The organism is Microbacterium sp. LWO12-1.2 (assembly GCF_040675875.1).
Classification (GTDB): Bacteria; Actinomycetota; Actinomycetes; order Actinomycetales; family Microbacteriaceae; genus Microbacterium.
Genome location: NZ_JBEGII010000001.1, coordinates 799,465 through 812,507, shown reverse-complemented (window position 1 = coordinate 812,507; position 13,043 = coordinate 799,465). Strand labels below are relative to the sequence as shown.

16 protein-coding genes are annotated in these 13,043 nt (G+C 68.1%); 7 read left to right on the top strand and 9 right to left on the bottom strand.

What is annotated here, in order from left to right; genetic code table 11:
* Positions 1-136 precede the first annotated feature (136 nt).
* The 3 genes from MRBLWO12_RS03785 to MRBLWO12_RS03775 are packed head-to-tail and all read right to left on the bottom strand — an operon-like array spanning position 137 to position 2,386.
* Positions 137-1,441: a GNAT family N-acetyltransferase gene (locus MRBLWO12_RS03785; RefSeq protein ID WP_363552841.1), complete on the bottom strand. Its 1,305-nt coding sequence runs from the start codon at positions 1,439-1,441 to the stop codon at positions 137-139.
* Between the two features lie 40 nt (positions 1,442-1,481).
* Complete coding sequence (locus MRBLWO12_RS03780; RefSeq protein ID WP_363552839.1) at positions 1,482-1,727, bottom strand: zf-HC2 domain-containing protein; 246 nt, start codon at positions 1,725-1,727, stop codon at positions 1,482-1,484.
* On the bottom strand, positions 1,724-2,386 hold the full coding sequence (locus MRBLWO12_RS03775; RefSeq protein ID WP_363552837.1) for a sigma-70 family RNA polymerase sigma factor: 663 nt from the start codon (positions 2,384-2,386) through the stop codon (positions 1,724-1,726). Before MRBLWO12_RS03775 ends, MRBLWO12_RS03780 begins: the two co-directional genes overlap by 4 nt.
* A gap of 49 nt (positions 2,387-2,435) precedes the next feature.
* Here MRBLWO12_RS03775 and aroA point away from each other — a divergent pair, with 49 nt between their 5' ends.
* The 3 genes from aroA to bcp are packed head-to-tail and all read left to right on the top strand — an operon-like array spanning position 2,436 to position 5,311.
* Entirely contained in the window at positions 2,436-3,761 is a 1,326-nt protein-coding gene (aroA, locus tag MRBLWO12_RS03770; RefSeq protein WP_363552835.1) for a 3-phosphoshikimate 1-carboxyvinyltransferase, read from the top strand.
* A complete protein-coding gene (gene rsgA / locus MRBLWO12_RS03765) occupies positions 3,758-4,828 on the top strand; it encodes a ribosome small subunit-dependent GTPase A (protein ID WP_363552833.1) in 1,071 nt (356 codons plus the stop codon). Before aroA ends, rsgA begins: the two co-directional genes overlap by 4 nt.
* Positions 4,829-4,837: 9 nt before the next feature.
* Positions 4,838-5,311: a thioredoxin-dependent thiol peroxidase gene (gene bcp, locus MRBLWO12_RS03760; RefSeq protein ID WP_363552831.1), complete on the top strand. Its 474-nt coding sequence runs from the start codon at positions 4,838-4,840 to the stop codon at positions 5,309-5,311.
* Positions 5,312-5,324: 13 nt separating this feature from the next.
* Here the strand turns inward: bcp and MRBLWO12_RS03755 are convergent, their stop codons facing one another.
* Positions 5,325-5,711, bottom strand: a complete 387-nt coding sequence (locus MRBLWO12_RS03755; protein WP_363552829.1) for a hypothetical protein — start codon at positions 5,709-5,711, stop codon at positions 5,325-5,327.
* 232 nt (positions 5,712-5,943) lie between these two features.
* On the opposite strand from MRBLWO12_RS03755, the gene MRBLWO12_RS03750 reads away from it, so the two are divergent.
* Positions 5,944-6,192: a WhiB family transcriptional regulator gene (locus tag MRBLWO12_RS03750; protein ID WP_028503730.1), complete on the top strand. Its 249-nt coding sequence runs from the start codon at positions 5,944-5,946 to the stop codon at positions 6,190-6,192.
* A 112-nt stretch (positions 6,193-6,304) separates the two neighbouring features.
* Here MRBLWO12_RS03750 and MRBLWO12_RS03745 read toward each other — a convergent pair whose 3' ends face one another.
* Entirely contained in the window at positions 6,305-7,792 is a 1,488-nt protein-coding gene (locus tag MRBLWO12_RS03745; RefSeq protein ID WP_363552827.1) for a sensor histidine kinase, read from the bottom strand.
* A 24-nt stretch (positions 7,793-7,816) separates the two neighbouring features.
* Positions 7,817-8,203, bottom strand: coding sequence for an Rv3235 family protein (locus MRBLWO12_RS03740; RefSeq protein ID WP_363558518.1), 387 nt, complete (start codon positions 8,201-8,203; stop codon positions 7,817-7,819).
* A 126-nt stretch (positions 8,204-8,329) separates the two neighbouring features.
* On the opposite strand from MRBLWO12_RS03740, the gene MRBLWO12_RS03735 reads away from it, so the two are divergent.
* Positions 8,330-8,941, top strand: a complete 612-nt coding sequence (locus tag MRBLWO12_RS03735) for a hypothetical protein (protein WP_363552825.1) — start codon at positions 8,330-8,332, stop codon at positions 8,939-8,941.
* Here the strand turns inward: MRBLWO12_RS03735 and MRBLWO12_RS03730 are convergent.
* The gene (locus MRBLWO12_RS03730; RefSeq protein ID WP_363552823.1) at positions 8,929-9,207 is read right to left on the bottom strand and encodes a helix-turn-helix domain-containing protein; all 279 of its coding nucleotides are present in this window, start codon (positions 9,205-9,207) and stop codon (positions 8,929-8,931) included. The genes MRBLWO12_RS03735 and MRBLWO12_RS03730 overlap by 13 nt on opposite strands.
* Before the next feature lie 98 nt (positions 9,208-9,305).
* Between MRBLWO12_RS03730 and MRBLWO12_RS03725 the strand changes: the two genes are divergently transcribed.
* Both MRBLWO12_RS03725 and MRBLWO12_RS03720 read left to right on the top strand, forming a co-directional pair.
* Positions 9,306-9,926 carry an SAF domain-containing protein gene (locus MRBLWO12_RS03725; protein WP_363552821.1) on the top strand — a complete coding sequence of 207 codons (621 nt, stop codon included), beginning with the start codon at positions 9,306-9,308 and terminating at the stop codon, positions 9,924-9,926.
* Positions 9,923-11,170, top strand: coding sequence for an AAA family ATPase (locus MRBLWO12_RS03720; protein WP_363552819.1), 1,248 nt, complete (start codon positions 9,923-9,925; stop codon positions 11,168-11,170). Before MRBLWO12_RS03725 ends, MRBLWO12_RS03720 begins: the two co-directional genes overlap by 4 nt.
* Here the strand turns inward: MRBLWO12_RS03720 and MRBLWO12_RS03715 are convergent.
* Together MRBLWO12_RS03715 and MRBLWO12_RS03710 are read right to left on the bottom strand one after the other, a co-directional pair.
* On the bottom strand, positions 11,094-12,320 hold the full coding sequence (locus MRBLWO12_RS03715) for a pyridoxal phosphate-dependent aminotransferase (RefSeq protein WP_363552817.1): 1,227 nt from the start codon (positions 12,318-12,320) through the stop codon (positions 11,094-11,096). The two genes, MRBLWO12_RS03720 and MRBLWO12_RS03715, sit on opposite strands and share 77 nt — an antisense overlap.
* A gap of 9 nt (positions 12,321-12,329) precedes the next feature.
* Entirely contained in the window at positions 12,330-13,025 is a 696-nt protein-coding gene (locus tag MRBLWO12_RS03710; RefSeq protein WP_363552815.1) for a GntR family transcriptional regulator, read from the bottom strand.
* Positions 13,026-13,043 lie beyond the last annotated feature (18 nt).

Below are 13,043 nucleotides of genomic sequence, written 5' to 3'. Positions count from 1 at the left end.
TAATTTGTAAAGAATCTTTCTCGGCCGGTTCGAGCATGGACGCAGAATGCCGCCCGCTCCATGATCAGAGCGGACGGCATTCCCCGCCACGAGTGCGGAGCGGATCGAGCGTTTCGCGGGCGACCGCGAGACGAGATCAGTACCAGATGTCGAGCGACGGCGCAGGGAACGTGATGAACGCCCTGTCGAGCTTCTCGACGGTGGCCGCGTCGGCGTCGATCAGCCCTGCGCCGCGCAGCGAGCCGGCACGTACACCGCCGGCGTAGAGCGAGGAGAGCGCGGCGACACCCATGCGGGCATCGACCTCCTGCCCGTCTGCACGCTCCACAGAGGCGACGCCACGGTCGTCGACCTGCAGCCGCCACTCTCCCTCCGCAAAGCCGAGCGGGTCGTCGATTCCGATGACGACGTCGAGCGGCGCGGAGAAGGGTCGTGCCCCCAGCGCAGCGGGAACGTCGAGCACGCGCAGCCACCCATGGTCGTGCACCTCCTGGGCCACACCGCGGGTGTCGGCGACGAGCCACGGAAGCGGATCGTCGAGCGGCCGCAGGTCGGCGGTGACCTGGTCGACCAGGTCGTGCTGCACCGCGAACCGCCACAGGGCCGCGACCGCATCCGTCGTCTCGCCCACGAGCAGACGCACCTGGAGTGCGGAACGGAACGTGCCGTTGATCTCGCTGAGCGTGTACACCAGCACCCCGCGGACCTCACCGGACGCGTCGCGGTAACGCACGCCACGGACCTTCTCGCGCTCGGCATCGCTCCCGGTCACACCGGCGTATCCATCCCAACGCCCCTGCCATCCGGCGATCTGTCCGGCACGCGCGTGACGCGCTCGTTCATGCACGGCCCCGAGATCGGCGGCCAGCGCCTCGCGCTCGACATACTCCACGCTGCCTTCGGGGACGTGGCCGCCCCACCCTGCGCGGCGGGTGTCGACCGAGAACCGCGCCGCGGGAACGGCCGCGCCGAAGCCGTAGCGGCCGTAGATCGTCGCCTCCGACACCGTGAGTCCCGCAATGGGGACGCCGGCGGATGCCGCGGCACGCAGCTCGCCCTCGAGAAGAGCCCGAGCGATCCCCCGCCGACGATGTGTGCCGGCGACCGTCACGACGCTGATCGCCCACATCCCGATCTCGCCGCCGCCCGGCAGCGTCAGGGGCGTCACCCAGGAGTTGACCGTCGCGACCGGCAGCGCGTCCGCAGCACCCGCCCGTTCGTAGACGCCGGTGTTGCGGCGTTCAGCGAACGTCGCCCGTTCTGCCGAGAGCGACTCCGCCGTGGGCTCGCTTCCGAGGAAGCCGCGAGCGACGGCACGCTGATAGGACGCGGCCTGCGCGTCGTCAGCGAAGTCCGCGAGACGATAGTCGAGCCCGTTCTTGGCGAGCCGGTCGACGGAGGTCTGGTCTGCGGGGATCCCGCGCGCATCGATGAAGGCCATGGTGACAGCCTACGGTCGGACCGCGACGGCGCGTCCCGGATCAGTGCTGGCTGGCCTGCACCGCGCGCAGTCGAGCGAAGACCTGATCGCGCAGTTCCTCCGGAGCGGTCTCCTTGCACGCCCGCGCCACCACTTCGGTGAGCGTGGTCGCGACGAGTGCCTCGTCGCGACACGACGGGCAGTTCTCCAGGTGCTCACGGATCTCGGTGTGCTCCGTGTTGCAGACCTCGTTGCGGAGGTACTCCTCCAGATCCTGACGGGCTTTGTCGCAGCCGCAGTCGCTCATTTCCTGCTCCTCGTGTCGGCCGCGGTGATGCCCCGCTCCGCGGCGTAATCCGCCAGCAGCTCCCGCAACATGCGCCTGCCCCGGTGCAGACGGCTCATCACGGTGCCGATGGGTGTCTTCATGATGTCGGCGATCTCCTGGTAGGCGAACCCCTCGACATCAGCGAGGTACACCGCCAGCCGGAAGTCCTCCGGCACGGCCTGCAGCGCATCTTTGACGACCGATGCCGGCATGCGGTCGATCGCCTCCGCTTCCGCGGAACGGCTGTGCGAGGCCGTGGTCGACTCCGCACCGCCCAGTTGCCAGTCCTCGAGCTCGTCGATCGTGCCCTGGAACGGCTCGCGCTGCTTCTTGCGATAGATGTTGATATACGTGTTGGTCAGGATCCGGTACAACCAGGCCTTGAGGTTCGTGCCCTGCGAGAACGTCGACCAGGAGCCGTACGCCTTCACGAAGGTCTCCTGCACGAGGTCAGCGGCGTCGGCAGGATTGCGCGTCATACGCATCGCTGCGGCGTAGAGCTGATCCATGAAAGGGATCGCCTGCTCCTCGAACTCGCGCCGAGGGTCGCCGACGATGTCTGCGGTTGCGGTGTCATCCATCACCGGCCAGTCTAGGCCGCTGATGTCCACAGATCCGCGCTCCAAGGTCGCGATCATGCTCTCTCCTTCTCGGCGCGTGCGTCGCCGTTCACTAAGGTGGAAACCGATGAGCGTCAACAGGTATTCCCCTCCCCCTGTCCAGGGCGCCTACACCGCGCCCACCGCCGACGACGCGGTGCACGCCACCCTCACCATTCCCGGTTCGAAATCACTGACGAACCGCGAGTTGATCATCGCCGCCATCGCCGATGGTCCCGGCCGCCTGGTGGCCCCGCTGCACTCGGACGACTCTCGCCGGATGGTCGATGCACTCCGCGCGATCGGCGTCGGAATCGAGGAGATCGACGCGGGAGGCCAGTTCGGTCCCGACCTCGTCGTGACCCCCGGCAAGCTCACCGGCGGAGTGACCGTCGACTGCGGACAGGCGGGAACGGTCATGCGATTCATCGCCCCGCTCGCCGGGCTCGCCGCGAACGACGTGCATCTCACCGCGCATGAGACCGCTCTGCATCGCCCGATGGGCGGGCTCATCAGCGCTCTGCGCGACCTCGGCGTCGACATCGACGACGAAGGGACGTGGTCGCTGCCGTTCACGATCCGCGGTCACGGACGCATCCGCGGCGGCCGCATCGAGATCGATGCCTCCGCATCGAGCCAGTTCGTCTCCGGACTCCTCCTCGCCGCACCCCGCTTCGACGTCGGACTCCACCTCGTCCACACCGGCGAGCACCTGCCGAGCCTGCCGCACATCGACATGACGATCGAGTCGCTGAGCCGACGAGGCATCCGCATCGAGCGCCCCGCTGTGGGCGAATGGCTCGTCGAGGCCGGCGTGCCCCGCGCCAAGGAGATCGCGATCGAACCCGATCTCTCGAACGCCGCTCCATTTCTCGCCGCGGCGCTCGTCACGGGAGGATCGGTGTCGATCACGGGGTGGCCCGCGCACTCGACGCAGCCCGGTGCCCTTCTCCCGGAGCTCCTGCAGGCGATGGGAGCCCACACGAGCCGCCACGGCGGCGCGCTCACCGTCCGCGCGGGCAACGGCATCCGCGGACTCGATCTCGATCTCTCGGCCGCGAGCGAGCTGACGCCCACGATCGTCGGGCTTGCGGCCTTCGCCGAGTCGCCCACCACGATCCGCGGCATCGGCCACATCCGTCTGCACGAGACCGATCGGATCGCCGCACTCATCGGCAATCTCCGTGCCCTCGGCGGCGAGGCGGAGGAGCTCTCGGACGGGCTGCGCATCATCCCCCGTCCCCTGCACGGGGGCGGGTGGGCGGCGCATCATGATCACCGGATGGCGACCACCGGCGCCCTGATCGGCCTGCGTGTTCCTGGCGTCGAGATCGACGAGATCGGAACCACGGCCAAGACCCTCCCCGAGTTCACGTTGCTCTGGGAACGGATGCTGCGAGGCGCTGGCGCGTGAGCTGGCTAGACGACTCCGACGACCTCGAAGACGGCTTCGAGGACTACGACGAGAGCAGTATCCGCACGCGGCCCAACCCCAAGGCGAACCGCCCACGGACCAAACGCCGCCCTGCGCACGAAGATGCGGTGATCGGACGAGTGCTCGGTGTGGACCGCGGGCGCTACACCGTCCTGATCGACGAGGGGACCGAAGACGAGCACCTCGTCTCGGCGACCAGGGCCAGGGAGCTCCGACGCATGCCGATCGTCACCGGCGATCAGGCACGCGTCGTCGGCGACACCTCAGGCGCTGAGGGCACGCTCAGTCGCATCGTCGGCATCGTGGATCGCACCTCCCTGCTCCGCCGAAGCGCCGACGACACCGATCAGGTGGAACGCGTGATCGTGGCGAACGCCGATCAGATGCTCATCGTCGTCGCTGCCGCCGATCCGGAGCCTCGCGCACGCCTGGTCGACCGCTACCTCGTGGCAGCGCTCGACGCCGGCATCCGGCCGCTGCTCGTGGTGACCAAGACGGACCTCGCCGATCCCACGGCCTTCCTCTCACACTTCGACGGCCTGGACCTGCGCGTGTTCACCAGTGCGCGCGAGGAGATGCCGACCGAGGAGATCGGCGCCGCCCTCATCGGCCATTCGACGGTGTTCGTCGGACACTCCGGGGTCGGGAAGTCGACCCTGGTCAACGAGCTCGTCCCCACGGCCAAGCGAGCCACCGGCCATGTGAACCAGGTGACGGGTCGTGGACGCCACACCTCGTCTTCGACGGTCTCGCTCCGTTATGAAGGTGCAGACGGCTCAGGGTGGGTCATCGACACCCCGGGTGTGCGCTCGTTCGGGCTCGGCCACGTGGAGCCGGCCAACATCCTGGCGGCCTTCACCGAGCTCGCCCTCATCGCCGAGAACTGCCCCCGCGGCTGCACGCATCTCGCCGACGCTCCGGACTGCGCCCTGATCGAGGCCGAGGAGCGCGGCGACCTCAGCGAGGCCGAACGCGCGCGGCTGGACTCGCTGCAGCGACTCCTGCAGACATTCGCCGACAAGGCCGAGCAGGCGCCCGGACGATAGGCTGGAGGGGTGACTCAGCGCCTGGAAAACGGATCTCCCGCCCCCGACTTCGCCCTGCTCGACCAGGATGGCGCCACCGTGCGCCTCTCCGACCTCCGCGGCCAGAAGACGGTCCTCTACTTCTACCCGGCGGCGATGACCCCGGGGTGCACGACGCAGGCCTGCGACTTCCGCGACAGCATCTCCTCCCTGCAGGGCGCCGGCTACCGTGTCGTCGGCGTCTCACGCGATGAGCCCTCGAAGCTCGCAGAGTTCCGCGAACGCGACGGCCTCACGTTCACCCTGCTCAGCGACCCCGATCACGCCGTGCACGACGCCTATGGGGCGTGGGGCGAGAAGATGAACTACGGCAAGGTCGTCGAAGGCGTCCTCCGCTCGACGTTCGTGCTCGACGAGAACGGAGTCGTCAGCCTCGCTCAGTACAACGTCAAGGCGACGGGACACGTCGCGCGACTGCGCAAGCTCCTCGGCATCGACGCCTGAGCGGCCATCGCCGTCAGTCGGTCTCCGCGCGCTCACTCTCACGACGAGCACTGGAGATGAGCAACACGAACCCGATGATGCCCGGTACACCGACGCCCATCGTGAAGGCCCACGGGATGGGCTGCAGCGTCAGCGATGCGAGGGCGAGCGCGACAGCGAGGACCTGGAAGACGACTCCGCCCGACCGGGCCCACGAGCGTCCGATACGGGCGCCGAAGGCGAAGGCGAAGAGCGCGCCCGCGCCGATCAAGGTCAGCACGATGAGTGCGATCGCCGTCGGCAGCGACGCAGCATCTCCCGCGCCCAGTCCCATGAGCTCGATGATCGCGAAGACGACGAGGGCCGCTCCCTCGAGGGCGAGTACGGCCGCTGCCGCTGCGGCGAGTCCTGGTGCACGCACGATGTCTCCTGAGAATCGAATGAGAAGGATGAAAACCCTTGATTTCGCAGGTTTCATGTAACAGAATAGACAGCGTCATGTGCTCCCACAGCGGCGTGGGGCGGGCGATTCGCTCGCATCACAATTCGCGGGCATCCGTCCGCATCTGAACAGGGTAGCGGAACCCGAGCCGCCGCCCGAATCGAGTCGTCGCGTCGCGACATCTCTTGAAATCCCATACCGAGGAGCCCCCATGGATTGGCGCGATAAGGCCGCCTGCTTGACCGTCGACCCCGAACTGTTCTTCCCTGTCGGGAACACCGGTCCGGCCGTCGATCAGATCGAGAAGGCGAAGACCGTCTGCGCCACCTGCACGGTCACCGAGATCTGCCTGCAGTACGCCCTCGAGTCCAGCCAGGATTCGGGTGTCTGGGGTGGTCTCTCCGAAGACGAGCGCCGCGCCTTGAAGCGTCGCGCCGCTCGCGCCCGCCGCGCCTCCTGACCGAGGTCCGCGTCCACGCGGAACGACTCTGCTGACCTCCTCCGAGGCCTCTGCAGAGCCGCACCGCTGATACCGCCGGACGATGTCGCAATGCGACCTCGTCCGGCTTTTGTCATTTGGTCAGCCAGCGCAGCGGGATGTCGATGATCACCTCGGTGCCATCTCCCTCGCTGCCATGCCACTCGATCGTGCCCCCGAGCTCGCCCTGGATCAGCGTGCGGATGATCTGGGTGCCGAGCCCTTGCCCGATGCGCCCCTCGGGGAGACCGTGGCCGGTGTCCTTCACCGTCACCCGGAGGCTCTCCTCCGTGCGCGCCGCATCGATCGCGATCACGCCTTCCTGACCGGCCAGACCGTGCTCGACTGCGTTCGTGACGACCTCGGTGAGGGCGAGCGCGAGTGGCGTCGCGTATTCGCTGGGCAGAACGCCGAAGCGCCCGGTGAGCTGCGTCTGCGCCCGCGTGTTGGGCGCGGAGGCGACCTCGGCCACGAGCTTGAGCACCCGATGGAAGACCTCGTCGAAGTCGACCTTCTGCGTCAGCCCCTGCGCGAGCGTGTCGTGCACGACGGCGATCGAGTCGACCCGGCGCATCGCCTGCGTGAGCGCTTCCCGCGCCTCATCGGAGTGGGTCCGGCGGGCCTGGATGCGCAGCAGTGAAGCGACCGTCTGCAGGTTGTTCTTCACACGATGGTGGATCTCGCGGATCGTCGCATCCTTGGTGATGAGCTCCTGCTCCTGATGCCGCAGCTCTGAGACGTCGCGGCAGAGCACGATCGCGCCGATCCTGGTGCCATGATCCTTCAGCGGGATGGCACGAAGCGAGACAGTCACTCCCCGCGCTTCGATGTCGGTGCGCCACGGCGCCCGTCCCGTCACCACGACAGGGAGGGATTCGTCGACCTGTCGGGACGGAGGCACCAGACGGGTAGTGACCTCGGCGAGGGACTCTCCCTCCAGCTCGTCATCGAACCCCATGCGATTGAAGGCGGAGAGGGCGTTGGGACTGGCGAAGGTCGTGATGCCGTCGACGTCGATCCGGATGAGCCCGTCCGAGGCCCGCGGAGCGCCGCGCCGGGGAGATGTCGGCGCCGCGAGATCGGGGAAGCTGCCGTCGGCGATCATCCGGAACAGATCGTTCGCACATTCGTCGAAAGTGATCTGCTGTCGAGAGGGCGTGCGCACCTCACCCAGGTTCGTGTGCCGGGTGACGACACCGATGGCCGTCGGCGCGCCCGCGCCCGCTCCCCGTCGACCGACGACGATCGGTACGGCCCTGACCCTGGTCGGTGTCTCCTCGAACCAGTCGGGCGACGAGGAGTCGACGATCTCGGCGGAGTCGAACGCACCCTGCACCTGAGTGCGCCACTGCGGGCGCACCCGCTCGCCGACGATGTCGCGGTAGAAGAGCGTGGCCGCCCCGCTCGGCCGCGCATGCGCGACGGCGATGAACGATCCGTCATCGGTCTGGATCCACACGACGATATCGGCCGATGCGAGATCGGCGAGCAACTGCCCGTCCCCTGCGAGGCGATGAAGCCACTCGACGTCGTTGTCGGTCAGACGGCCCTGCGCGTGGGCGAGATCACTAAGCGTTGACACTCCCCCAGCCTACGGCGACTTCGGTCAGAGCACCGCCAGGGAGGTCGCCCGCCAGCGGCGGTCCAGCCCTTCCAGCCGGATCGCCACAGCGCGAGTCCGGCCCGGCCCTGCGACGACGGCGACCGCCTCGATGACACCGTCGAGCGGCTCGGACACTCTGATCGAGCGGATCTCGAAGGTCGGCCGGGTGGGAGCCACTCCGCGCGCGCTGCGCGCCCTTGCCGACAGGTTCGCTCGGCTCACGAGATTGCGGTACGCATCTTCGCTGAACCAGCGTGCGAGCTGCTCGACCTCCCTCACCCCCGCCAGTGCCTCCAGCACCCCCTGCGTGAGACTGCGCAACAGGGGCGCAGGGTCCGGCAGCGCAGCCGTCGGGGTGGGTTGCGGGGCGAAGTACTCGTGCACGCTCATCATCGGTTCTCTCCTGGGGAAGACGAAGGGCCAGTCGAGCACGAGCAGGGCATCACGGGAGGGGGCTTCGGCAATGTATGTGGATAACTCGTACATGGCATCGGCCGCTCACCTACGCTCGGAGCCGTGCATTGGGATCGCCTTTTCGAAGACCTCGAGGGTCAGCTGGCCGCGGAGTGGGAGACGGAGCGCGCGGTGCTGAACGCAGAGTCGGAGCGGCTGCGCATCTCGCGTCTGGACCTCCGGAGCCGTCTACGGCATCTGTGCGAGGCGCGGGCGACCGTGACGGTCGAGCTCGCCGACGGGCGCCGGCTCCCCGTCACGATGCGTGCGCTCGGCGCCGACTGGGTGGCCGCAGAATCCGCGCCAGGCGATGATCTGCTCATGGGCAGATCGACCCGGATCGTGCCACTGCACGCCATCGTCGCGATCCGCGCCGACCATGGCAGCGTGCTGGCGAGCCTGGAAGACGTGGCCGATCCCGGGCGCGCCCTCCGCGAGCGGATGAGCCTCGGATTCGTCCTCCGGGATCTCGCCCGCCGCCGCGTTCCGGTGCACCTCAGTCTGACGATCGGCGATGATGTGCACGGCACGATCGATCGCGCGGGCTCGGATCATCTCGACCTGGCGGTCCATGATGCCGGCACTGCTCGACTCGCCGCTGCGGTTCAGGGTTTCCGGATCATCCCGCTCACGACGCTCATCGCGCTGCGCACTGTGGGCGATCAGAGGCTCTGAGCCGTCGATCCTCCCCAGACCTCGGGAAAGCTCGCGACCTGGGACTGTCGCCACAACGCCATCCGCCGGGAGTTCTCCACCCGCGCGGCGAGGTAGTCCTCCACACTGGACTCCTCGACGCGCCAGCGCGCCGGCGTCCCCAGCTGCATGCCTCGAAGCTCACCTTCGTGCACGAGGTCGATGACCTCATCAACGCCGATCTGGAGCAGCTCCGCCACCTGCGCGGGCGCGAGAAAGCGCGGAACGGCAGGGGACGAATCGGGCATGAGCCCATTCTCTCCCACGTGCTCTCGAACCCCGAGTCCCCCGCGCTCCTGTGGATAACTCGACCGCGCCCCTCCCGATCTCTGTGACGATGTTCGCCATGACCACTCCCTCCCGTCCTCGGCGTGCCTTCTGGGGAGATGTCCGGTTCCTCATCGGCATCGCCTTGATCGCACTCTCCATCTCCGGCGTCTGGCTCATCGTCTCGTCATCCGATCACACGGCTCCCGCGCTGCAGGCGACCAGAACGATCACGCAGGGCGAAGCGCTCGTCTCGGGTGACTTCCAGGTGGTCGAAGTCGGGCTCGGCACGCTCTCCGATGACTACCTGTCGCCGCAGGACTTGAAGCCGGGACACATCGCGGCTCGGACTGTCGCCGAGGGCGAGCTGATTCCGGTCTCGGCGATCGGTGACGCCGACGACAGCCGCACCACCACGATCGTCGTGGAGAGCGGAACGCCGGTGCCCGATGAGGTGACCGCGGGAGCCGTGGTGGAGCTCTGGCATGCTCCGCCGCACGACGACGGCCGCACCTTCGAGGCACCCAGGATCCTGGTCGCGGACGTGATCGTGCGCGACGTGCGGGAGCCGGACGGCATGCTCGCGGAGTCGGGTGTCGCGGTGGAGATGGTGATCGACCGCGCGGACGTCGCGGATGTGCTCGCCGCAGTCACCGGTGGCTCCGCGCTCTCCGTGGTGCCGGTGGGATCCGGCTCGTGACGAGGGTGCTGCTCGCCCTGACCGAGCCGCGTGCGCGAGAACTGGCCTCCGAGCTGGAGTTGGAAGGCCTCACGGTCGTTGCGACGGCGGCCCCTGCGTTCGAAGCCATCCGCACGTTCCTCGCCGACGTCGAGGCCATAGTGGTTCCGGCCGCGCGTTCGATCCTGACGTCCGAGCTGATCTCCGCGTGCGATCGCGCCGGGGTCCGCATCCTGGCCCTGGGCGGGACCGACAGCCGGGTGCTCGGTCGTCTCGGAATCGGCGCCGGGCTCCCGAGTAGCGCGAGCGGGTGGGAAGTCGCCGCCGCACTGCTCCAGGACATCCCCGCTTCCCCCCGCCGAGAGGCACGTCAGGCCCCGCGGGTCATCGCGGTATGGGGGCCGCAGGGCGCCCCTGGCCGCTCGAGCGTTGCCGTGCAACTCGCCGTCGAACTCGCGCGCTCCGGACGCCGGACGGCACTCGTCGACGCCGACACCGTCGCCCCCTCGCTCGCCCTGCTGCTGGGGCTCAGCGACGATGCGCCGGGCATCGCGGCAGCCTGTCGGCGCGCGGAGCTCGGAGGGCTCGACGCGCGCGAGCTCACGCGGCTCGCGAGCAGCGTCGAGACCAGCGGGGGCGATCTCGATGTGCTCCCCGGGATCAACCGGCCGACGCGGTGGCCCGAGCTCTCGGCAGCGCGACTCACAGCCGCGCTGCAAGCCTGTCGGCTCTGGGCCGACGAGACCGTCGTCGACGTGAACGGCGCCTTCGACGCCGATGACGAAGCGACCTATGACATGGCGGGTCCCCGAAGACACGCCGCGACGACGGCGTCCGTGCGAGAGGCGGATGCGATCATCGCGGTCGCGTCGGCGGACCCCGTCGGTATCAGTCGTTTCCTCCGCGACCATGCGGAGCTGCGCCGACTCGCGGGGCCGACGCCGACCAGCGTCGTCATCAACCGGGTGCGGTCAGGACCGCTCGGAATCGATGCGCGCGGTCAGATCCGGCACACACTCGAACGATTCGCGGGCATCACGGATGTCACTTTCCTCCCGTTCGACCAGCGTGCGGCAGACGCCGCTCTGCTCCATGCGCGGCCGATGTCGGACGTCACTCCGCGATCATCGCTGGTGGCGTCGATCCGCGGGCTCGCCGCCTCGATGGCGCCGACCCCGGTTTCAGCCGCTACTGGCGGTAACTCGCGAGGAAGTTCCCGAGTCTTTCGACGGCCTCGCTCAGGACGCGCGGCTCGGGGAGAGTGACGAGGCGGAGGTGGTCAGGCGTCGGCCAGTTGAATCCGGTGCCCTGCACCAGCAGCATGTGCTCCGACACGAGCAGATCGTAGACGAGCTTCGCGTCGTCGCGGATCTCGTGCACCTCAGGATCGAGCCGCGGGAAGGCGTACAGCGCGCCTTCCGGCTTGACGCAGGAGACCCCCGGAATCCTCTCCAACCCCTCCCAGGCGATGTCGCGCTGCTCGTGCAGACGCCCCGAGGGTGCGATGAGAGCATCGATCGACTGGACCCCGGAAAGTGCGGCCTGTACGGCATGCTGCGCCGGCACATTGGGGCACAGACGCGTCGACGCCAGCAGGGTGATCCCCTCGATGAAACCCTTGGCGTGCGTCTGGGGCCCGGTGATCACCAGCCACCCGGATCGGTATCCGGCCACGCGATAGGTCTTGGACAGGCCGTTGAACGTCAGGCACAGCAGATCGGGAGCCAGGGTTGCCGTCGGAATGTGCACGGCTCCGTCGAAGAGGATGCGATCGTAGATCTCGTCCGAGAGCAGGAGCAGCTGATGCTCCCGTGCGATCTGCACCAGCCCTTCGAGGATCTCCCGCGAGTAGACGACTCCCGTCGGGTTGTTGGGGTTGATGATCACGAGCGCCTTGGTGCGCGGAGTGATCTTCGAACGGATGTCTTCGAGGTCGGGCTGCCACGCATCTTCCTCGTCGCAGAGGTAGTGCACGGGCGTACCACCGGCGAGGCTCGTCATCGCGGTCCACAGCGGGTAGTCGGGTGCCGGGATCAGAACCTCGTCGCCCTCGTCGAGGAGCGCCTGCATGGTCATCGTGATCAGCTCGGAGACTCCGTTGCCGAGGTACACGTCGTCCGGCCCGAAGCGCGGGAAGTCCTCGATCTCCTCATAGCGACTGACCACCGCACGACGTGCGGAGACGATGCCCTTGCTGTCGCTGTAGCCGTGTGCCGTCGGCAGCGCGGCCAGCATGTCGTGGACGATCTGGTGAGGCGCATCGAATCCGAAGATCGCCGGATTCCCGGTGTTCAGCTTGAGGATCTTGTGACCCTCTGCTTCCAGACGCGCCGCCTCGACGAGGGCGTTTCCGCGAATCTCGTACAGGACGTTCTTGAGCTTCGACGACTGGTCGAAGGTGCGCGATGGTGTCATCGAGCAAGCCTACAACCGTCGCGAGGACTCCTCGTGCACCCGTGGCGACGCCCCCGGGACCGTGACGGCACGCATGTGCGCCTCGCGCTCGAGGCGGCTGCTCTCGATGTGAGCCAGCGCGAGTTCCTCAGCGAGGTCGCCGTCACGTGCGCTGATCGCCTGGAAGAGCGCGTGATGCTGCTCCGTGACGTGCGCGAGATCGTCGTGCTGCGAGAGCCCCCAGCGCAGCTTGCTGCGCATGCCCTGCATGAGGTCTCCGAGCACCCGGTTCTCCGTGAGGACGGTCACCTGCTCGTGGAAGTCGGCCGCTGCTCGACGTGATGCGATCGGATCGCCGGCCGCCGCGCTGATCGTCTCCTCGTCGAGAGCACGCCGCAGCTCGTCCAAACCGTTGCGACGGTGCCGCTCTGCCGCCCGGCGGAAAGCGAGCGGTTCCAGTACCGAGCGGACCTCATCGAGATCCGTCATGTCCGACGCGGTGAACTCGCGCACGATCGCCCAGGTCCGCGGCCGCAACGTCACCAGTCCCTCCACCTCGAGGATCTTGAGGGCGTCACGCACGGGAACCCTGCTGACGCCGAACTCGGCGGCCAGGTCTCGTTCGATCAGACGGCTTCCGGGGGATCTGACACCGTCGAGAATGGCGTCACGGAGCCAATCGGCGACCCTGGTGGATTCGAGAACACCCTCATCTGCGCTGGTCACAGGCTCCTACTCCCCTCT

Coding starts and splice junctions, on each gene's coding strand:
- MRBLWO12_RS03780 (WP_363552839.1), bottom strand. CDS start 1,727: ATGAGCGACTGCGGCTGCGACAAAGCCCGTCAGGATCTGGAGGAGTAC.
- MRBLWO12_RS03750 (WP_028503730.1), top strand. CDS start 5,944: ATGGATTGGCGCGATAAGGCCGCCTGCTTGACCGTCGACCCCGAACTG.
- aroA (WP_363552835.1), top strand. CDS start 2,436: ATGAGCGTCAACAGGTATTCCCCTCCCCCTGTCCAGGGCGCCTACACC.
- MRBLWO12_RS03740 (WP_363558518.1), bottom strand. CDS start 8,203: ATGAGCGTGCACGAGTACTTCGCCCCGCAACCCACCCCGACGGCTGCG.
- MRBLWO12_RS03785 (WP_363552841.1), bottom strand. CDS start 1,441: ATGGCCTTCATCGATGCGCGCGGGATCCCCGCAGACCAGACCTCCGTC.
- MRBLWO12_RS03730 (WP_363552823.1), bottom strand. CDS start 9,207: ATGCCCGATTCGTCCCCTGCCGTTCCGCGCTTTCTCGCGCCCGCGCAG.
- MRBLWO12_RS03775 (WP_363552837.1), bottom strand. CDS start 2,386: ATGATCGCGACCTTGGAGCGCGGATCTGTGGACATCAGCGGCCTAGAC.
- MRBLWO12_RS03725 (WP_363552821.1), top strand. CDS start 9,306: ATGACCACTCCCTCCCGTCCTCGGCGTGCCTTCTGGGGAGATGTCCGG.
- MRBLWO12_RS03715 (WP_363552817.1), bottom strand. CDS start 12,320: ATGACACCATCGCGCACCTTCGACCAGTCGTCGAAGCTCAAGAACGTC.